The following is a 19,947-nucleotide window of genomic DNA, read 5'->3' as shown; positions in this document are numbered from 1 at the left end:
TCAGTGCGGGCCTGCCCATGGGAAAAGTTTGAAGCGTTACGCGCCCCTCCGCAGCGCCTCTAGGAGTTCTACGAAAATGTCGCTTTCGGCTGGAAGCAGGCGAGCGTGCCGATCACCATGGAAGCCCCTCCCAAAGCGGAAATCCCGATGTCGAAAATGGAGCAACTTGCACAGAAGCTGCAGCAGTCCGCACACGCGGAGCAGGCCAGGGCCGCCGCTGTCGAAAAGCAGTACCAGGACTGGATCCAATCGCTGCATGTGTTGTTCGACACCATCGAACTGTGGCTGCAACCGTTGGTGCAGGCGCAGGTGGCCACGCTGCGTCGGGACACGGTCACCATCACCGAGAATCCGTCATCCGGGGAACTGAAAACCTACGCGGCCCCCGCACTGACCCTGAACGTCAATGGCAAGGCCGCCGCGATCAAGCCTCTGGCCCGCTTCTGCCTCGGCTGCCAGGGCCGGGTGGATATTCTGGCCCGGGAAAATCAGTGGCACCTGACACGGCAATTGGAACCGGGCGAGGTCTGGTACCTGCACACGCATAATCGCGATCAGGGGCGCGTGCTGGATGCCGACGTGTTGGCCAGCGTGTTCGCGGCGTACTGAGGCGGTCTGGAGGGACCTGCGCGGCGGAAAGCGGCGCGGTCTTGAAGGATGGAGCGGGCGATGGGAATCGAACCCAAATCCGCTTAACCGACTGTTCCATAAGAAAAATGTCCGGAACATTCGACTGAAAAACGATACCTCAAACGATACCTAGAAGCCTAACAGGCTTGCAGAAGGGCCAGCAACCAGCAGGGCAATGCGTCCACTTGCTCCCACTGGTGGGGATGGCTCGAGTGCGCATTGCCCCGTCGGTAACCCAAGCTCCAGCAAAAGACAAGGCCGCCAAACGGCGGCCTTGTTGATCAACCCTTAGGAGGATTTGGGTCGTTCCCGTAACTGTCCTTGTCCCGGATAAGGCCCTGACGGTCGTGGATCACCACTTCGCTGCGCTGGTTGATGGCGATCTCACGCGCATGCTGCCTTGCCTCTTCCTGGGTCCGGTGGTGAGAGGTATCGCGCGAGTTGCCTTCGCCACGCACCGCCCAGCCATCCGGCCGCTTCACCACGTGCTGATTCTTGCCCATTTCGACCTCGACAATGGTTTTGGGCGACGACCGCCCAAACCCATGATCTTGTGTAAAAATTACAAAATCAACACCAGATATAGTTAATTCACAAAAAAACACGCCAATTCACTCCGCAGCTGCGAATGTTGCAAACGCGTCTCAGTTCACGCCGAGAGGAAGGCCTTCAAAGCTCGCGGGTAAGCCAGACCGAACGGCGTCTCGTGTCGGCAATTCGGGGCGTTTGGCTCAGCGCCTGCGGCAAGGGGCGTCGCACACGTGGCGGCAGGGTCACGCCGTTCCCACGCCTCCAGGAACCTAGTGGCGTGAGCGCGGCAACATCGCCCATGACCACGGCCTCGTGTAATGGCGTCCAAGTCATGATTGTCCTGCCCTTCGAGTGGTAGCCCTCGCCTCCAAATGGGCGATGCCTTTCTCGCGCAGGGCATTTCGTCGGGTCGGTTGTAGCAACAGCTGCTCGCTCACAACCAACAATTCTCCGACAACTTCTGCCGGATCCCAACTGTCCACCCCGGCAGCGATTACCAGACCACCCAGTTCGATCTTCCGGTGGGCATCGGCACGGCGATCCGCCTCGCGTTGCTTCAGTTCTGCACGCCGGCGCTTGCGTTGCTCTTCGCGTTCGACGAGCAGCAGCTTGGCTTGCTCCTTGGCCAGCGCTCCGACCATCCGCTCCAACTTCAGCTTCTGCTTTTCAACGTTTCCCACAGCACGCTTGCTCTTGCTTCGTTGATCCATGCAACCAGAAATGGCACGGAGCGCAAGGGGGGGCCAGATCAGCCTGCCCCATCATGGATGCGAGCGGTTAGCGAGCATCGCTTTTGCTCTTGGCTAAAAAGTTGACAGTTCTGACGTGCATGTAACCCTGAGAAGGGGGCCCGGCGAGCGGCAGCGAGCGGCCCGGTTCTATGCAGTTGGCAGGGGGCGATTTCGACCCCAACAACCCAGCAATAGCGCACTTATGGTTTTGCTTCGCAAAACCGTGCGGTCAGGGCTTCGCCCCGACACCCGAACGCCACGCCATGCGCGTCGCCTTCCCCCCAATCCTCGCCCCCAGAGGGGGCTGCGGTGCATCGGAGCTTTGGGCAGTGGCGATCTACAGCGTTCAAGTGAAAAGTCTCAGCCGTGGGAAGGGCGACAGCGCGACCGCTGCCGCCGCTTACCGGGCTGGTCTCGACCTGGACGATCCCAGCGGCGCACGCCACAGCTACAGCCGCAAAACCGGCGTGCTTTCCGTGGACATGCTGGCCCCCACCAACGCGCCGGCGTGGGCATTGGATCCGCACCAACTTTGGTCCAAGGTTGAAGAACACGAGACACGGAAGAACGCGCGTGTCGCGCGCGAGGTGCTGATGGCTCTGCCCCACGAACTCACCCCCGAACAACGCCGGCTGCTGGCTCGGCAGGTTGGCCAACTGTTGGTGGAACGTTACGGCGTGGCCGCGCAGATCGCTCTCCACGCCCCGGACAAGGGAGGCGATGACCGGAACTACCACGCGCACATTCTCATGACCCCTCGCCAAGTGGGTCCAACCGGGTTTGGCGACAGCGCGGCCAAGGTCCTGGATGAGTTCAAGGCAGGTGCTCAGGAGCTGAAAGCACTGCGGGCCTTGATCGGTGAGCGCATCAACGGCGCCCTAAGCGATGCCTGCCAATCGGCACGCGTGGACCACCGCAGCCTGCGAGACCAGCGAGGCAGCGCCATCGAAGCGGGCGATTTCTGCACCGCCGCCAAGCTGGACCGTCTGCCCTCCAGGCACGAAGGCAAAGCGGTCACGCAAGCCCGCCGAAGGGGGGAGCGCCTCCCTCGTGCAAAACGCAACGATCGCTTGAAGACGGCGGGGGAACGGCGGTTCAACCAGCACTCCCGTCGCTTCGAGGAAATCAAAGCCAAGGCCGCCGTCGAAGGCCGATTGGCAACCGTGGACGAACAAGCCCTGCATGCGCGCGCCTTGGTTGAACGCCCTAAAGCAGGGGCTCAGCGGTTTTAGGCTGCGACCGAAGCCCTTCTCGTTCCAGACACCCCCAAAGCCAAGGCGGGCGTTCCAGCACATGAGATCCGACCCGCTTCCCTCCAAGCCGGATCCTCAGTGCCCAAAAGGACCACTCGGGTGATCGGTCACCGGGGGAAAGAGGCAGCGGCCAAACTGCCTCCACAAGTCACACCCGGGTCACCGGTAATGGAACGAGGGAAAGCGAACAAGCGGCCCACCTGGCCAACCTATGGCTGGCTCAGGTGGAAAAAGACGTGGCCGATCTGATCCGGCGTGCCCTGGCTTGGGCTCAGAACCATGAGCACACATTAGCAAGCCTTGGATGGACCGCAAGCCTCTCCTCCTTCTCTCCTCCCCGTCTGTCCAGCCCAAAGGCCGTTGGTAGCCGTATCACGGTGCCCGGATGGAACAAGCCGGGTCATGCACAAGGAACGGGAGCCTCATTGCGGGGCTTGGGTTGACCGCCACCGGAGCGCATGAGCTTTGAAGCAAGGGGACAGGGCGCTGTATGGCCTGCAACTTGCGCCAACCCAAGTGGATCATCTGTCGAGGGGTAACCGGGAGTGCTCAATCTGGCCCGGGAGCGTATCCCCTTCTCTGTCCGTCCACCAGCGGGTTTGTGGTCAATGGAATGCAGCTAGGAGTTATCCCAGGAAGAACGCGCCTGGGGGCGGGGTAGCCCACTGGAGAGACGCCAGGCGAGAGCTTGGTGACAGGACCCAGAGCCGGGGCAGTCAGACTGCCTGAACCTGTTGAAGCGGTGTCGTCTGATTATCACCGCGCCCTGAGTGCTGGAGGTCTCCGCAGGAGGCCAACTCACTGGGCCAAAGTCATCCCCGGGCGCCATTCGGTGCCGGTCCTAGGGGAGACTTTGCCCTTCGGCTGGAGGGGCCCCGGAGGGGACCCGACAGCTGAAGGGCAAAGCAGGGGGGCGTTGGCAAAGCTTTTAGGAGTTACAGAAAGGCTTTCCTAGGCTTTTCCTGTTCTGGATAAGCAGATCCGGCAAAAATTGTTGCGCAGCCCGCCCTCGCGCATCGGCAAGAATGCGCTAAACACTGGGCATGACGACCGCCGACCAACGCCGCCTGACCCAAGCCGCCAACGGCTTGCTCAACGCCGCCCGCTACGGCGCAGGCCGAAGTGCTGGGCGTGCTGACCAGCGCTGCTGGCACCGCGGTTGTCGTCTATCCGCTGCTCTTCCGGTAAACAAACGATTTTGACTTCCGGGACAGCATCGCTAGCACCCGCTACTAGCCTCCCAGTTTTCCAGTCACGGAGTAGAGAGGCTCCAGCAGCCATTCGTAGAGCTTGCGGCGCTCGCCCATGATATCGGCTTCAAGCTGCATGCCTGGGCGGAGCGTCTCCATCTTCCCGTATGCCAGCACTCCTTGTTGGTCCAACGAGACCAGGACCCGATACAAGGACTGCCTTGCATCGCCGTCCTTCTGGGATCCTGTCAACGCGCTGCGAGAGATGCGGATGACCGTTCCTTCGTGGGCACCGAACTTCTGGTAAGGATAGGCTTGATAGCGCAGGAGAACCCGATCGCCTGATTTGACGAACCCAATGGCCGAGCTGGGCACCAGCAGTTGTGCTCGAAGCTCGGATCCCTTGGGAAGTAGACTGAGAATGGGTTGGCCCGGCTGCACCGCCTGGCCGGCCTCGACGAGTCGATTTGCTACCAGTCCAGTTACTGGTGCGCGAAGCAGCAGCTCCCCGTCGGCCTCCATCCGGACGGTCTCCTGGCTCAATGCAGCCAGATCACGTTCCGAGGCCGCCTTGGCGGAGAGCCTCTGATGGGGAATTTCTGCTAGCCGCTGCTCCAGTTCAGCCAGGTTCCGCCGAATCGAGGTCGCTTGGCGTTGAAGGGCTTGTTGCGCGTTGACCGCCTCGAGTATCGATTGCTCTTGTTGGTTGATCTGAACCAGGCTTACGTAGCGCTCATCCTCGACGCTCCGAAATCGGGCGAGGGTCTCGCGACCAATTCGCACCTGCTCGCCGCGGGTGTGGATCTCTGCCTCAATCTGCGAAAGCTCGCGCAGCATCGCCGAGCGTTGGGCCTTGGCTCCCTCCTGTTGTGCCGCGAGCTGCCTGTCCTGGAACTCGCTCATCGCCTCCACACTGGTCATACGGGAGCGCTGTGCGTCAAGCAACGTGGACACGGCATCCTGCCCTGTGGAGGTGACCCGCGGCACATTGATCGTCAGCAGCCCGTCCTGGCGCCGGACGTGGTCGCCTTCTTCGACATCCAGTCTCGCAACCACGCCAGCCGACGGAGCGACCACGGTGGAAAGCCCGAGATCAGGCACAAGCTCGCCCATAACCCTGGATCTGCGTGAATACTCGCCCAGGTAGAGGAAGCCGACGATGGCCGAGGCAGCCATCGCTGCGAACACCGCAAGAATCCAGAAACGGAGCGGTTGCGCCAAGGACACTCCACCGAGCCAGCTTCGTCGCTGGGCATCGATGGCTTCCTTGCGGAAGAGGCCGCTCATGCGAGGACCTCCTCAAGGCCGTCCCGTGCGGCTTTCGCGGAGCTTGATGCGTTCTGCACCAACTCGCGCGCTACCGCGCCCGCGTGCATGATCAGCACCCGGTCTGCACTGGCGATGGTCTCTGGCCGATGGGCGATGATCACCCGGGTCAGCTCAAGTTGTCGGACGGCTTCATTCACCAGCCTTTCCCGCTCAACATCCAGATGGCTGGTTGCCTCGTCCAAGAATAGCAACTGGGGCTTGCGATACAGGGCGCGTGCAAGGATCACCCGCTGCTTCTGACCACCAGAGAGGGTCGTCCCCATGTCGCCGATCAGGCTGTTGTAGCCCATGGGCATCGCTGCGATGTCGTCATGCACAGCGGCCAACTCTGCGGCTTCACGCACCCTGGATTCATCATGGTGATCGTCTTCGAAGGCGATGTTCTCGCTGACACTTCCCGCGAAGAGCTGGTCATCTTGCATCACCGCGCCGATCATGCTGCGATACTCGCTTACGCTGACCTTTGACAAGGGCACGCCTCCGATGCGGATCTCACCTTCCGTCGGCTGGAGAAGGCCGAGGAGAATCTTGATCAGCGTGGTCTTTCCGCAGCCAGATGGGCCGATGATGGCGACTGACTCACCAGGATCCACTACAAAACTACAGTTCCTCAGCACCCAGGGCTCTCCGGTGGCATAGCGGAATCCAAGCCCTTCGACCTCAATTCGGATGCCGTCCGGCGACAGAGCGCAGGTGCTGGAAGCGAGGTTCTCTGGTTCGGTAAGAACAATGTCGGAGAGCCGTTCGCCGTGAAGACGGAGCATGCGGAACTCCACCCACTTGTCGATCAAGGCTCCCACTCGTTGTGAAAACTGGTCCTTGTAGGCGATGTAGGCAATCAGCATGCCCACGGAGAACACGTTCTCCATTGCCAGCAGTGCTCCCAGCCAAACCACCGCAATGCGCTCCAGTCCAAACAGCAACTGATTGGCCCCGCCGAAGCTCAGCCCAAACTTTGCTAGCCAAACGTCGTGATTGACCGTTTCGTTCATGAGATTGAAGTAGCCGGCCTGGCGAATGGACTCTCGGCCAGCAACTTTCACCGATTGAACCCCCCGGATGGACTCGAGCAGGTGGCTCTCCTGCCGTGCCCCGGCGATCAACTGCCTCTCTGTGCCTCGCCTGAGCGGGGCGAAGGCACAAGCACGCGCGATTGCATACAGAGCAACTGCAATCAACGTAACCAGCGCCAGCTTCCAGCTGTAGAGCAGCATCATTCCCAGCGTCACCACCGCCATGAGGCCATCAATGAGCGCCTCTACGAAGCTGATCGTCAACGTTTGCTGGATAGCCTGGACGCTTCCCATGCGTGAGGTGACATCGCCCAAATGGCGCTTCTCAAAGAAGTCCAGGGGCAAACGCAACAGGTGCCGGAAGACGTTGCCGGTCCATTGCAGGTTGAGCCGGTTTGACAGGTAGATGACCGCCCGTCCTCGGACTTGCCCGATGCAGACTTGCAGCAACAGCGCCAGGGCAAACCCGGTGCCCAGCACGGTCAGCAAGTCCCTGTCATGGGCAATGAGGGCCTGATCCACGGTCCATTGCATGAAGAATGGTGCTATCAGAACAAACACCTGAAGAGCAATGGACAGAAGCAGCAGCAGGCTTAGTGCACGCCAGAATCCCTCGATCTTGCCCGTCAGCTGCGCGAGCGAGACGGCTGGCGGGCGAGGACTGGCCCGGAACTCGGCAGTTGGATACAACTCCAGCGCAATTCCGGTGAAATGGCGCGAGACTTCATCCAGAGAAAGCTTGCGTTTGCCAAAGGCGGGATCCAGAACGGTCACGACATTGCGACGGACATTGCTGATTACAACGAAGTGGTTGAGGTCCCAGTGTGCAATGCAGGGCAGTTGAAGTTGGCTCAGGTGCTCCAAGTCCAGGCGTAGCGGGCGGCAGCGAAAGCCTAGCGCGCCTCCAATTTCAATGACTTGAGCAAGCGTCGAGCCCTTAAGTGAGAGGGCATGGCGGCGGCGGAGTTCCCGCAGTCCAATGTTGTTGCCATGATGCGACGCGACCATGGCTAAGCATGCAAGACCGCATTCCGCTGCCTCGGATTGAATCACGGCGTCAATAAGATAGCATCTCTCTATCGCTAGAAATGGCGAATTGAACAGGGTAGTTGTTGGAGGTTCTGCAGAATTGCGCGTGATGCGAGAAGGGACGGGGTAGAACTCCCCGCCCCTTTAATCGTGAATTCAAACTACTGAGACTGTTCCGATCGCTTATCAGAATCTTCTTGCTTTGCGAGGTATTTCCCGCCGTGGTAGCCAGCTACAAAAAAAGCAAAGGCTGCTACAAGAGCGAAAGCAAGGATGCTGGCGTCACTGTGCTTGGTCATTTGAATCAAAGGCTCCTCCGCGTTGACATTCGTGCTTGCCTGCGCGAGTCGCTGGCTTGAACGCACGGCGCTGCATGGGAAGGTCCGCTGGTGCTCACGACTGAATTCCGTAGTCCCTGAGCGTCGGGTAGAATATGACCCACTGCGTTATTGTGAGATTTATTGTGCCGTGGACTGTAGCCAGCTGGGTTATGCTCAGGTTGAATGGATAGGCCAAAATGCATAGCAGTATCGAAAATAGGAATGACGAGATAACGGCGTCGACGTGAACCGCAGCAAATGCCGCGCTAACCATGATGGTTCCCAATACGCGCCCGAAGTAGTGAGATACGCCATCAAAGAGCAGGTGTCTCACTACCTTCTCCTCGAAAAGAGGTCCGATGATGCAGGTCGAAATCAAGCCAAGAAAATAGAAATTGATTGGAATTTCGCTAAAGGGGATGAATTTTGTGTGTGGTATTGCAGGGATTCCAACGACGTAAACCCAAATCGCGCCTCCAGCGATCCCCATGGCCACCAAGGCAGCGCCAAGCCGGAAAGTCCACTCTCTCCTGGGCTCATTGGGAAGTAGCCAGACACAAACCGCGAAGGCGAGAAGTTCGACGATCGCTCTTGATCCAAAAACGTCGAAGTATTTCAGAACTCCAAGTGCCGCACCGGCGCCCACAGTTGCAATTGCAGCTACGAATATCTTGTTCTCCGCTATGGGGCGAGGCCTCCAGTGCGCGATTCTCCTGAGCAAGAACTTTCTCCCGAGGGCCCAGGCCCGGAATTGGGCCTGGGCCTTAGCTAACGCGCCTACATCATTCTGAATTGTGCCTCAGAGGTTCGGCCTCGTATTCACGCTGGCGCCCGATCAGGCATTCTGGATCATTGAGCCATGAGGTGATGGTAGATTAGACCAGCAGCGCCGATTCCACTGAAGGGCGCAACCCTTCCATACATATACGCGGTCTCCATGAAGCTGTGGAGAGTTCCGCTGACGTGGCTTCCTTCGCTCGAACCAATCTGAATGTTGATGCCCTTCGTACCGCCTGACACTTCTGCAAGTTCCAATTGACTAAGATCACGCATATAGCCTCCATTGCGATGCTGTCGGAGTAATGAGAGTTGCGAATTCGCCTCGAGACCAAGCGTGGCGGCATCGAGTTAACCAATATTCTCGATGCGCCGGAGCTTCGTCAGCGACGCGCTGTGGCCTTCGTGGTTCACATTGGTGCACCCAGCAGGCGCTTTCATTCAAGACTGTGACGGCCTTCCGCACAATCCAACTGAGGCCACTTGAAATGTTATGACATAACAATATATGTTCACGGGCTGTCCGCAGCCGAGGCTGCCTCGGGCCACTGTGTTGCTTGATGCACCTGTGACTTCGCAGCGGGCCGACCAATGCCTCGTCTGGCCAGCTCCGACGGAAGCCAAACTCTTGCCCTGCTCCTGCCGCCTCAGGCTGGAGCGTGCTCGGGCTTTGCTTTCGCGCGCTTTCGCGGAGCACCTTCGGACAGGAGTGCCTTGAGAACCGGTAGGTTCAAGTTGAAGTCCAGCACTGCCAGCCCAGGGGTGTTCACGCCCGGGCCATGCAGATCTTCTTGGACGGTGAATTCGCGGCTATACGTGGCTTGGTGCTCGTCGTCAGCTCGCTCAACCACCTGGACCCGCAACTCGGACGGTATGCCTGCGCGTCCGAGAGGCTGAACTTCTGCTTTCGAAGTGAGTGGAAACCGCGCCTCATCGGCTTCCACGTCTTGCCGGGCCAACGCCATCCCAGCCGCGGCAGTCATGCGGATGTTTTGTTTCTTTTTGCCTCTCGCGCAATTCGCTTGGCTTCCGTAGCGGCCCGTTGCAAGTTCTCCCCAAATTGACCCGGCACATGCGACGGCAGGGTCACCGGCGGATTGAACATCGCCAACGTCTCCACCCGCAGAGGCAAGGTCTCTGGCTGAACTGCCGCTGGCACGGCCAACCCGCTGTTGTCCACGTAGACTTTTCGCAAGACCGATTTGGGCGGTTTGCCATGTCCGGTGATGCGGCCAATGGCCACGTCCCTGGCACTGACCTCCATGCCGGTGGCCAGCAGCGCTCGATCCGTGTGGGTGATGAAGTAATGCCTAAAGGCATGAAATCCCATGCCCTCTTCGGTGACACCTTGCCGCTTGATGTAGGTCGAAAACTGACGTGACAGCTGACGCCCAAAGCCCAGTCCTGTGCTGTTGGGAAGGTCCGGGAAAAGGCGATCCACGCCGGACGCTCGCACCTCATCTACGAAATGGAGGAAACCTGCATCCAGCACCGGTTGAGCCAATGGAACAAACCGCAGTGAGCTCGTGTTCTTGACCTTGTTTCCTTCTCCCCGAGTTGTGACCAGGAAGCCGGCAACCCCATCCACATGCATCACATCTGCTGCGCGCAGCTGCGCCACCTCGTTCACGCGCGCGCCGCTGTAGAGGCCAGTATCGGCCCCCAGAAGCGGTGCGGATACTTCGAGGCCCAGCGCAAGAAACCTGCCCCGAATACCACCTTCAGTTCGTCATGCGTGAACGGGCGACCCGTTTCCGGCTCCTCCACTCCCCGCCGTTCCGACGGTGAGGCGACGCCCTCCATCGGGTCAAGCTGTAGAAGCCGCTGCTTGCGCAGGTGCGAAATAAACACCCCCAATCTGTCCCAATGCTTGTTGAGCGTCGCACTGGCCGGCGGCTTCTCTGCGTTGCGTTTCGACAGCGCAAGCACCTGAGGCACACTTAGGTCGCGATACAACTTGTTCTTGGTTGCGTTTCTGGGCCAATGCTCCACTGCGTCCATGAAGGCCTGCACGTGGTCAGCGTCCAGTGTGGCGACAGGAATGTCCCCAACAAGGCCCAACAGAATTCGCAGGCTGTGCCGACTTTCGATGATGGTCTTCGGCGCCAGCTTTCCCAAGCTGGCCAGATGCTTGTCGATGCAGGCGGAGAGCAGTGGTCCTGACGGGGCCGCAGCCGACGTGGGCACCTGAGGAGGGTAGCCGGCCACCGCAGCAGCCAGCGGATCCTTCTCCGCCACTTGGCCCATCAGCCGCTCCAGCATCTCCACGTCCTGGAGTGTTTCCAGCTGAGCCTCAGCAACATGTGTTCCGTTGCGCAGGGTCATGCCTCTGATGATCAGGTCCCTGCGCCCAGCAGCGCGTGCCGCTTCCAGTGCCTTCTTCAGATCCACCGCGTCCCCCTGGCGTATCGCTTCGAATGCCTGAGAGAGTGCCACGCCCATGCAGGCGGCCACCAGCCGTGCCCTATCGCCGGCAGGCTCATGGAGAGGACGAACGAGGAAACGCGAACCGACGGCGCCACGCAGATCGATGGGCACAAGAAAGCGGGCGTATAGCCCACTGGGACGAGCAAGAAGCAGCGGCTTGGGCAAAAACGATACCTCGAACGATACCTAAACAGGTCGTTTGAGCATTCGTTCTTCTGCCAGTTCACACGTGCGCTATCAACAACTTAAGCGCAGATCACGTGACAAATGGAGCGGGCGATGGGAATCGAACCCACGTCAGTAGCTTGGGAAGCTACAGCTCTACCATTGAGCTACGCCCGCAGTGCGCGGTGAAAGTCTATGCGGTTGGCCCGGTGTTGCGCAATGGCGGCCACCGCATCCGCGAGGGGTCAGAGCCCTTTCCTCGCGGAAAGGGATCCGACCCCGGCGGTTGCTGCTTAGAACGTGCCGCTGAAGTTGGCGAACAGGGTGGCGTCCTGCGCGCGCTTCTGGCCGGTCGACGCGCTCAGGCCGAAGTTGCTCTGCAGGCCGAACAGTTCGGTGCGGGCACCCAGCACGACGGTGGCGTAGTTCTTGTCGAACTTCAGGCCCGGCACGCGGTAGCTGCCCAGTTCCGGCAGGGTCTGCAGCCAGGCGCTGGCCTGCTTGGTGTCCTCGAACTCGTGGTCGTAGGTCACCTGCGCGTACGGCTTGAGGGTGCCGCCATCGAAGCGGGCCTGCCAGCCGATGCGGCCGACGGTCGAATCGACATTCTGGCGGTCGTAGCCCAGCGCGGTTGCCAGCGTGCCGGCCGCGGCGCTTTCGGTGTAACCGTCGATCTTCACCTTCTGCCAGATCACCGAAGCGATCGGGCCGTGACGGAAGCCGCCTTCGGTGCCGAACTCGTAACCGGCGTTCAGGGCGGCGGTCAGGTTGCTGCCGTCCGGCGAACCACCATGCTCACGAGTGGCCGGGCCCAGCTGGACCTTGCGGTTCACGTCATAGGACAGCCAGGTGTAGCTGACCTGACCGTTCACCCAGATGCGGTCGCCGTACCAGCCAGCGAACAGACCGGCCGAGGTGTCCTTCTGGGTGAAGTCGCCACGGTTGTTGCCGAAGTCGGCGTTGAGGCGACCGAAACCGGCGAAGCCGCCGAACACCATGCCGTCGCGTGCCCAGTCGATACCGAACAGGCCGGCCGGGGCCAGCCCGTCGTACAGGTCGGCGTGGTCGTAGCGCTGCAGGTCACCGCGCACGCCCCCCCACCAGGACAGGCCGTCAGCCGGACGGCCGCCCAGGTGCATGCTGACCTGGTCGGCGCGCGAGCGGCCGATGGTCTGCGCCGAGTGGCTCAGCACCTGCTGCAGGCGCGGCGCTTCCAGCACCGAGACTGCGTACTGGCCCAGCAGCTGATGGCCGGCGGTGGTCGGGTGCACGCCATCGGCGAACAGGTAGGTGTTGGCCGCATCCGGGCTGACGTAGCTGGTCGGGTTGCAGGTCAGGATGCTCTGCGTCGAGTTGGCCGGATCGATCTTGCAGGCGGTGCTGGTGACGTTGGTGAAGCCGTACATGCCCGGGTTGGCGGTCACTTCACGCAGGATGCTGAAGGTATCGAGCGGAATGAACTCGATGCCCGCCTGCTTCAGGCCACCGTACAGGGCCTTGTTGTAGCCGGCCGACAGTGCGGTGGCGGCGGCGGCATTGGGGCCGCGGAACTGTGGGGTGATGCCCACATCCGGCAGGTTCGGTACCAGCACGTACTGGGCGCCGGCCTGCTTCAGCGCACCCACCAGCGCGATCTGGTCGGTGACCGCTGCGCCGATGATGCCCTGCACCTGGGCCTGCGACGCGCCACCTGCCGCCGCACGGGTGGCCGCGAACAGATCATTGGCCCCTCCCCATACGGTGTACAGGGCGTTGCCGTCAGCCTTGCCACCGTTCGCGGCAAGGTAGCGGGTTGCTTGCGACTTCAGCGACGGAATCACGCCCAGGCCACCGGCCTCGTCCACCGACACGCGGGCACCGCCGACTGCATAGTTGTCACCGCTCTGGCCGTTGCCGTTGGCGGCGCCATTGAGGCCATAGTAGTTGGCGACCTGCTGCGACCACACCCAACCCGGGTTGGTGGTGAACTGGCCGGTGACCGGACGCACATCGGCCGGCAGCAGCGGGCGGAAATAGCCGGCATCGGTCAGGCTGTCGCCGAAGAACACGGCCTTGGAATACGGGGATTCGCCTGCCATGGCCGGAACCGCGGCCAGCGCGATCGCGGCCGCCATCAGGGAGCGGATCGGGCGTTTGCTGAGCAGCATGTAAGAAACTCCTGTGGGGATATCGTTGAGGACCCGGCGGACGTACGCCGGCGCACGGTGAATGGTTTCACTGCGCCGCGTTTTGCTCACGCTGCGCCGCCGCATGGATTGTCGCCCGGCAGCGTCGGACAACGCTGTGCCGGGGCTGGCGGCCGAGGCAATTTGCAAGGGTTCCGATCCGCGCAGGCCGTAGGCGACAATGCGGCGATGAACATCCAGCTCAACGGCGAACCCCGTACCCTGCCCGCCTCGGCGACCCTCCACGATCTGCTGCAGGCCGAGCAGTTGCTGCAACGCCGGGTCGCGGTCGAGGTCAACGGCGAGATCGTCAGCCGCAGCCGCCATGGCGAGCACGTCCTGGCCGAGGGCGACGTGGTGGAGATCGTGCACGCGCTGGGTGGGGGCTGAGGCTGCGCGGGTGTTCAGGGGTCAGATCCCTTTGCCGGTGGCAAAGGGATCTGACCCCACGCTCGACCCCGCCCTCTACGTGACCCCATCTTCAGGCGGATAAGCGATAATTGCGCCATGAACGTTCATGTCTCCCCCGATTCGCTGGTAATCGCCGGCAAGACCTATGGCTCGCGGCTGCTGACCGGCACCGGCAAGTTCAAGGACCTGGAAGAAACCCGCCTGGCGACCGAGGCCGCTGGTGCCCAGATCGTCACCGTGGCCATCCGCCGCACCAACATCGGGCAGAACCCGGGCGAGCCGAACCTGCTGGACGTGCTGTCGCCGGAGCGCTTCACCATCCTGCCCAACACCGCCGGCTGCTACACCGCCGAGGACGCGGTGCGTACGTGCCGCCTGGCCCGTGAGCTGCTGGACGGCCACAACCTGACCAAGCTGGAAGTGCTCGGCGACCAGAAGACCCTGTACCCGGACGTGATGCAGACCCTGAAGGCCGCCGAGCAGCTGGTCAAGGACGGTTTCGAGGTGATGGTCTATACCTCCGACGACCCGATCCTGGCCAAGCGCCTGGAAGAGATCGGCTGCGCTGCGGTGATGCCGCTGGCCGCGCCGATCGGTTCGGGCCTGGGCATCCAGAACAAGTACAACCTGCTGCAGATCATCGAAGACGCCAAGGTCCCGATCATCGTTGATGCCGGCGTGGGTACCGCGTCGGACGCGGCGATCGCGATGGAGCTGGGCTGCGACGGCGTGCTGATGAACACCGCCATTGCCGGTGCGCGCAGCCCGGTGCTGATGGCCAGCGCGATGCGCAAGGCGGTCGAGGCCGGCCGCGAGGCCTTCCTGGCCGGGCGCATCCCGCGCAAGCGCTACGCCAGCGCCTCCTCGCCGGTGGACGGGCTGATCGGCTGATGACCAATCCTTTTGACAGCGCCGGTTCCAAGGCCCCGCCCAAGCCCTTCACCGTGAGCGAGGGCCGCCGCGAGGTGCGCAGCTTCGTATTGCGCCAGGGTCGCTTCACCCCCGCCCAGCAGCGCGCGTTCGACGAACGCTGGCCGCGCTTCGGCATCGATTACAACGGCCAGCCGCGCGACCTGGACGCCACCTTCGGCCGCCCGGCACACAAGGTGCTGGAGATCGGCTTCGGCAACGGTGCCGCGCTGCGCTTCGCGGCCCAGCACGACCCATCGCGCGACTACATCGGCATCGAGGTGCACGCCCCGGGCGTGGGCCGGCTGCTGAACGCGCTGGCCGAGGACGATGCCGACCACGTGCGCCTGTACCACCACGACGCGGTGGAAGTGCTGCAGAACGAGATCGCCGACGGCGCACTCGATGAAGTGCGCATCTACTTCCCGGACCCGTGGCACAAGAAGCGCCACAACAAGCGCCGCCTGCTGCAGCCGGCATTCGCCGAACTGCTGGTGCGCAAGCTGCGCCCGGGGGGCCGCCTGCACTGCGCGACCGACTGGGAAGACTACGCCGAGCAGATGTGGGACGTGCTCGACGCAACCGCCGGGCTGGTCAACCGCGCCGGCCCGCGGGGCAGCGTGCCGCGCCCGGACTGGCGCCCGCAGACGCACTTCGAGACCCGCGGCCAGAAGCTGGGCCACGGCGTCTGGGACCTGCTGTACGACCGCACCTGACGATCGCCTGAGGACGCCGCGCCCCACATGGATACCGCGCTGACGCTGACCAACGACATGAAGCTCGTGCTCGGGCTGGTCGGCTTCACGATGGCGATGTTCCTGTTCGAGCGCATCCGCGCCGACGTGGTCGCGCTGGTGGTGCTGGTGGTGCTTGGTGTCACCGGGCTGATCGCGCCGGAGGAGATCTTCGGCGGTTTCTCCGGTAACGCGGTGATGAGCATCATCGCCACCACCATCCTCGGTGCGGGCCTGGACCGCACCGGGGCGCTGAACCGGCTGGCGGCCTGGCTGCTGCGGCGCGGCCACGGTGTCGAGCAACGGCTGCTGATGATGACCACCGCCATCGCCGGCCTGAACTCCTCCTTCATGCAGAACCCGTCGGTGATGGCGTTGTATCTGCCGGTTGCCTCACGACTGGCAGCGCGCACCGGGCTGACGATGCAGCGCCTGCTGCTGCCGATCTCGGCGGCGATCGTGATGGGCGGTGCACTGACCATGGTCGGCAATTCGCCGCTGATCCTGCTGAACGATCTGCTGGCCTCGGCCAACAACAACCTTCCCTCCGGCCTGGCCACCATCGAGCCGCTGCGCATGTTCGCGCCGCTGCCGATCGGTGTGGCGTTGCTGATCGCTTCGTTGCTGTACTTCCGCTACTACGGCGACCGCAAGCTGATCGAAGAGGAAAGCCTGGTCAATGACGGGGTCACCCCGGCGCGCACCGAGAGCTACTTCGCCAAGACCTATGGCATCGAAGGCGATGTGTTCGAGCTGGTGGTGACCGCCGAGAGCCCGCTGGTGGGCATGACCCTGGGCGAGGCCGAGACCCTGCACGATGCGCCACTGCTGCTGGCCCTGAAGACCGGCAACGACACCCGCCTGGCACCGCCGGCGGAGATGCGCATCTGGGTCGGCAGTGTGCTCGGTGCGATGGGACCGCGCCAGCAGATCAGCGACTTCGCGCAGAACCAGTTCCTGCGCATGTCCTCGCGCCTGAAGCACCTGGGTGACCTGTTCAACCCCAGCCGCGCCGGCATTTCCGAGGCAGTGGTGCCACCGACCTCGAACGTGATCGGCAAGAGTGCGGCCGATCTGCGACTTCGCAAGGAGCGCGGCATCAGCCTGCTGGCGATCAACCGCGACAAGCAGGTGATCCGCGAGGACGTGCGCGACGTGCAGCTGCGCGCCGGCGACATGCTGGTGTTCCACAGCATCTGGACCGACCTGGCGCAGGCCGCGCGCAGCCGCGACTTCGTGGTGGTGACCGACTATCCGACCGGCGAGCAGCGCCCGCACAAGTTCAAGATTGCGATGGCGATCTTCGCGCTGACCATCCTGATCGCGCTGACCAGCAAGCTGCCGGTGGCGCTGACGCTGATGACCGGCGTGGCCGGCATGCTGCTGACCGGCGTGCTGCGTATGGACGAGGCGTATGCCTCGATCAACTGGAAGACGGTGTTCATGATGGCCGGGCTGATTCCGCTCGGCTGGGCGATGGACTCCAGCGGTGCGGCCGCGTGGGTGGCCGGCCATACCATCGACAAGCTGCCGACCGGCATTCCGGTGTGGGTGCTGGAGGTGGCGCTGGCGCTGCTGACCACGGCGTTCTCGCTGGTGATCAGCCATGTGGGTGCGACCATCGTGATGGTGCCGATCGCGGTGAACCTGGCACTGGCGGCGGGGGGCAACCCGACCGCGTTCGCGCTGATCGTGGCGCTGTCGGCGTCCAACAACCTGATGACGGCCTCCAACCCGGTGATCTCGATGATCACTGGCCCGGCCAACTACACCCCGCGCGAGATGTGGCGGGTCGGCGGCCCGCTGTCGCTGATCTATACCTGCGTGGTGGTGCTGATGATCAACCTGATGTTCTGAGGTTGGGGGCTGTTTGCAGGGCTGCGCCCTGCACCTGCAGAAGCGCCAGCAACAGCAACGGCAACAGCTGGCGGAGAACTGTCGAAACGCCATTCTGTGCCGCTGGTGGGTGTCGACCTTGGTCGACACGGTAGATCCACGCCATGCGTGGATGCCTTTGTAGCGTCGAGCCATGCTCGACTGCTCCTGGCTTGATGGGGTCAGAGCCGTTTTCCTGCGGAAAACGGCTCTGACCCACTAGCTGGCCTCAAGCCAGGTAGACCTGCCCGTCGCGCACGTCCACCGGCACCGCGCGCAGGCGGTCACCCTTGCACGGGCCGGCGATGCAGTCGCCGCTGTCCAGCGTGAACGAGGCGCCATGCGCGGCGCATACCAGGTGGCCCTCACGGCTCTTCAGGAACTGGCCTGGGGCCCAGTCCAGGCGGCGGCCAGCGTGCGGGCAGATGTTCAGGAACGCGCGCACCTGCGCGCCGTCGCGGTACAGCACCAGCGATTCGGCATCGCCATCGACCACCGCTTCGACCTCGGCAAACGCGCCATCGGCAATGGCATCAAGGGCGATCAGGGCAGCAGCGATAGTCATGGCGAAGGCTCGGACGGTAAACCGGAATTGTCGCATGCCTGCTCAGGTGACTGGCTGCGACATGAACACAAGTCATTGATCCGTAATAAGCACAGGCTATATTTAACGAGTTTTTCACTCAATGACAGTGGCGCGTCCCGATACTCTGTTTTCGCTGATCCCAGCCTATCGAGCCGCCATGTTCAATCGCGCATCCGCCTTCAACCAGTTCCGCACCCTGTTCGCGCCGCGTAAGCCGCGTCATCCGCTGGTGCGCGTCGCCGTGGGCCTGCTTGGCCTGGCGATCCTGGCGGCGATGGTGTTCATCGGTGTGTTCGTTGGCGCGGCGATGATCCTGGTCGGCCTGGCGTGGAAGCTGCTGGCTTCGCGCAAGCCGGGCGTTGCGCGTCCGGTTGACCCGACCGTGGTTGAAGGCGAGTATCGCGTGGTGCGCAAGCCGGTGTTGCCGGCCTCGCGCTGATCCAGGCCTTCCGCGCCCGCTGACGGCGGGCGCCATGCGTTCTAGACTGCGGGCACGCCCTTCCTGGATGCCCGCATGTCCGATGTCTCCGATGTGATCCCTGCCGTAGCCCTGCCGCGTGTACCGGTAGCCGGTGGCGGCAGCTTCCCCGTGCACCGCATCTACTGCGTCGGCCGCAATTTCGCCGACCACGCCCGCGAAATGGGCGCGGCGGTGCCGGCCGCCGATGACCGCGGCCGCCCGATGTTCTTCAGCAAGCCGGCCGATGCGATCGTGGTCGGCCACGACGATGCCATCCCCTACCCGCCGGCAACCGCCAACCTGCACCACGAAGTGGAACTGGTGGTGGCGATCGGGCGCGATGCGCCCACCGGCGAGCTGGCCGTGGCCGACGCCGATGCGCTGGTCTATGGTTACGCCGTCGGCCTGGACCTGACCCGCCGCGACCTGCAGGCCGCGGCCAAGGACAAGGGCCACCCGTGGGACGCGGCCAAGGGCTTCGACGCCTCCGCGCCGATCAGCGAAATCGTCCACGCCGAGGAAGTCGGCGACCTGGCCGCGCTGAACCTGTCGCTGGAGGTCAACGGCGAAGTGCGCCAGCAGGCACTGCTCGACCAGATGATCTGGAACGTGCCGGAGATCCTGCATGAGCTGTCCAAGCTGTGGCAGCTGCGTGCCGGCGACCTGGTGTTCATGGGCACCCCGTCCGGGGTGGCTGCGTTGAAGCCCGGCGACCGCTTCAGTGCCCGCCTTGAAAACGTGGCCGAGCGCCACGGCGTGATCGCCGGCTGACATCACCTGCGCTACCCTGCGCGCTGTCCACTTCCCCACCGGAGAAAAACAACAATGGGAATGCTCACCGAGTTCAAGGAATTCGCCATGCGCGGCAACGTCATTGACCTCGCCGTCGGCGTGGTGATCGGCGCGGCCTTCGGCAAGATCGTGACGGCGCTGGTCGAGAAGATCATCATGCCGCCGCTGGGCTACTTGATCGGGCGCGTGGATTTCTCCAGCCTGGCCTGGACGTTGTCGCCAGCCCGGCTCGGACCGGATGGCAAGGAGATCCCGGCGGTGGTGGTTGGCTACGGCGACTTCATCAACACCGTCATCCAGTTCGTGATCGTGGCTTTCGCGATCTTCATCGTGGTCAAGGCGATCAACCGGCTGTCGCGGAAGAAGGAAGCTGCCCCGGCGGCGCCGGCCGAAGAAGTGGTGCTGCTGCGCGAGATCCGCGACAGCCTGAAGAAATGAGGTATCGGGCGCCTATGGGCGCCCCTCCCACCTGTAGAGCCGAGCCCACGCTCGGCTGATCTGCAAAAGGCAGCCGAGCATTGGCTCGGCTCTACAGAAGCAGGCGAAAGCCCCGTCCTGGCGGGGCTTTCGCTTTGCCGGTCATGGCGGAAAACAGCGTTCGCGCCAGCCATGACCTCCCG

The 19,947-nt window shown here is 62.7% G+C and carries 16 protein-coding genes, 1 tRNA gene and 1 pseudogene; 9 read left to right on the top strand and 9 right to left on the bottom strand.

Going from position 1 to position 19,947, the window contains the following annotated elements; genetic code table 11:
- The first annotated feature begins 105 nt into the window (after positions 1-105).
- On the top strand, positions 106-609 hold the full coding sequence (locus tag ACM0O9_RS07570) for a hypothetical protein (protein ID WP_139727565.1): 504 nt from the start codon (positions 106-108) through the stop codon (positions 607-609).
- Between the two features lie 302 nt (positions 610-911).
- Here ACM0O9_RS07570 and ACM0O9_RS07565 read toward each other — a convergent pair whose 3' ends face one another.
- Both ACM0O9_RS07565 and ACM0O9_RS07560 read right to left on the bottom strand, forming a co-directional pair.
- Positions 912-1,133, bottom strand: a complete 222-nt coding sequence (locus tag ACM0O9_RS07565; protein ID WP_010481480.1) for a DUF2188 domain-containing protein — start codon at positions 1,131-1,133, stop codon at positions 912-914.
- A 357-nt stretch (positions 1,134-1,490) separates the two neighbouring features.
- On the bottom strand, positions 1,491-1,871 hold the full coding sequence (locus tag ACM0O9_RS07560; RefSeq protein WP_231109040.1) for a conjugal transfer protein TraD: 381 nt from the start codon (positions 1,869-1,871) through the stop codon (positions 1,491-1,493).
- Positions 1,872-2,221: 350 nt separating this feature from the next.
- Here ACM0O9_RS07560 and ACM0O9_RS07555 point away from each other — a divergent pair, with 350 nt between their 5' ends.
- Positions 2,222-3,124 carry a MobA/MobL family protein gene (locus ACM0O9_RS07555; RefSeq protein ID WP_081275748.1) on the top strand — a complete coding sequence of 301 codons (903 nt, stop codon included), beginning with the start codon at positions 2,222-2,224 and terminating at the stop codon, positions 3,122-3,124.
- A gap of 1,253 nt (positions 3,125-4,377) precedes the next feature.
- Here ACM0O9_RS07555 and ACM0O9_RS07550 read toward each other — a convergent pair.
- The 6 genes and pseudogenes from ACM0O9_RS07550 to ACM0O9_RS07525 all read right to left on the bottom strand — a co-directional run bounded on the left by ACM0O9_RS07550 (position 4,378) and on the right by ACM0O9_RS07525 (position 13,542).
- The gene (locus tag ACM0O9_RS07550; protein WP_235649153.1) at positions 4,378-5,622 is read right to left on the bottom strand and encodes an HlyD family secretion protein; all 1,245 of its coding nucleotides are present in this window, start codon (positions 5,620-5,622) and stop codon (positions 4,378-4,380) included.
- Entirely contained in the window at positions 5,619-7,739 is a 2,121-nt protein-coding gene (locus ACM0O9_RS07545; RefSeq protein ID WP_414604132.1) for a peptidase domain-containing ABC transporter, read from the bottom strand. The genes ACM0O9_RS07550 and ACM0O9_RS07545 overlap by 4 nt, the downstream gene beginning before the upstream one ends.
- Before the next feature lie 360 nt (positions 7,740-8,099).
- A complete protein-coding gene (locus ACM0O9_RS07540) occupies positions 8,100-8,747 on the bottom strand; it encodes a CPBP family intramembrane glutamic endopeptidase (protein ID WP_235649152.1) in 648 nt (215 codons plus the stop codon).
- Positions 8,748-9,782: 1,035 nt separating this feature from the next.
- A pseudogene (locus ACM0O9_RS07535) lies at positions 9,783-11,245 on the bottom strand (site-specific integrase).
- A 253-nt stretch (positions 11,246-11,498) separates the two neighbouring features.
- A tRNA-Gly gene (locus ACM0O9_RS07530) sits at positions 11,499-11,572 on the bottom strand.
- Between the two features lie 116 nt (positions 11,573-11,688).
- Positions 11,689-13,542 (bottom strand): autotransporter domain-containing esterase, encoded by a 1,854-nt coding sequence (locus ACM0O9_RS07525; RefSeq protein WP_053501089.1) that lies wholly within the window; start codon positions 13,540-13,542, stop codon positions 11,689-11,691.
- Positions 13,543-13,749: 207 nt separating this feature from the next.
- Here ACM0O9_RS07525 and thiS point away from each other — a divergent pair, with 207 nt between their 5' ends.
- From thiS to ACM0O9_RS07505, 4 genes are all read left to right on the top strand, one after another.
- Entirely contained in the window at positions 13,750-13,950 is a 201-nt protein-coding gene (gene thiS / locus ACM0O9_RS07520; protein ID WP_005418796.1) for a sulfur carrier protein ThiS, read from the top strand.
- 117 nt (positions 13,951-14,067) lie between these two features.
- Entirely contained in the window at positions 14,068-14,862 is a 795-nt protein-coding gene (locus ACM0O9_RS07515; RefSeq protein WP_164229966.1) for a thiazole synthase, read from the top strand.
- Positions 14,862-15,596 carry a tRNA (guanosine(46)-N7)-methyltransferase TrmB gene (gene trmB / locus ACM0O9_RS07510; protein WP_005418800.1) on the top strand — a complete coding sequence of 245 codons (735 nt, stop codon included), beginning with the start codon at positions 14,862-14,864 and terminating at the stop codon, positions 15,594-15,596. Before ACM0O9_RS07515 ends, trmB begins: the two co-directional genes overlap by 1 nt.
- A 27-nt stretch (positions 15,597-15,623) precedes the next feature.
- The gene (locus tag ACM0O9_RS07505) at positions 15,624-17,471 is read left to right on the top strand and encodes an SLC13 family permease (RefSeq protein ID WP_005418803.1); all 1,848 of its coding nucleotides are present in this window, start codon (positions 15,624-15,626) and stop codon (positions 17,469-17,471) included.
- 247 nt (positions 17,472-17,718) lie between these two features.
- Here ACM0O9_RS07505 and ACM0O9_RS07500 read toward each other — a convergent pair whose 3' ends face one another.
- Positions 17,719-18,054 (bottom strand): Rieske (2Fe-2S) protein, encoded by a 336-nt coding sequence (locus ACM0O9_RS07500; RefSeq protein WP_065196708.1) that lies wholly within the window; start codon positions 18,052-18,054, stop codon positions 17,719-17,721.
- A gap of 178 nt (positions 18,055-18,232) precedes the next feature.
- On the opposite strand from ACM0O9_RS07500, the gene ACM0O9_RS07495 reads away from it, so the two are divergent.
- From ACM0O9_RS07495 to mscL, 3 genes are all read left to right on the top strand, one after another.
- Complete coding sequence (locus ACM0O9_RS07495) at positions 18,233-18,514, top strand: hypothetical protein (protein ID WP_005410817.1); 282 nt, start codon at positions 18,233-18,235, stop codon at positions 18,512-18,514.
- A gap of 75 nt (positions 18,515-18,589) precedes the next feature.
- Complete coding sequence (locus ACM0O9_RS07490; protein ID WP_005418807.1) at positions 18,590-19,306, top strand: fumarylacetoacetate hydrolase family protein; 717 nt, start codon at positions 18,590-18,592, stop codon at positions 19,304-19,306.
- Between the two features lie 54 nt (positions 19,307-19,360).
- Positions 19,361-19,765, top strand: a complete 405-nt coding sequence (mscL, locus tag ACM0O9_RS07485; protein WP_005418809.1) for a large-conductance mechanosensitive channel protein MscL — start codon at positions 19,361-19,363, stop codon at positions 19,763-19,765.
- The last annotated feature ends 182 nt before the right edge of the window (positions 19,766-19,947 follow it).

It is taken from the genome of Stenotrophomonas sp. FR012, assembly GCF_047520565.2.
In the GTDB taxonomy this organism is placed as follows: Bacteria; Pseudomonadota; Gammaproteobacteria; order Xanthomonadales; family Xanthomonadaceae; genus Stenotrophomonas; species Stenotrophomonas sepilia.
Note: the sequence above shows the minus strand (reverse complement) of the source record. Positions and strands in the feature narration are given on the sequence as shown.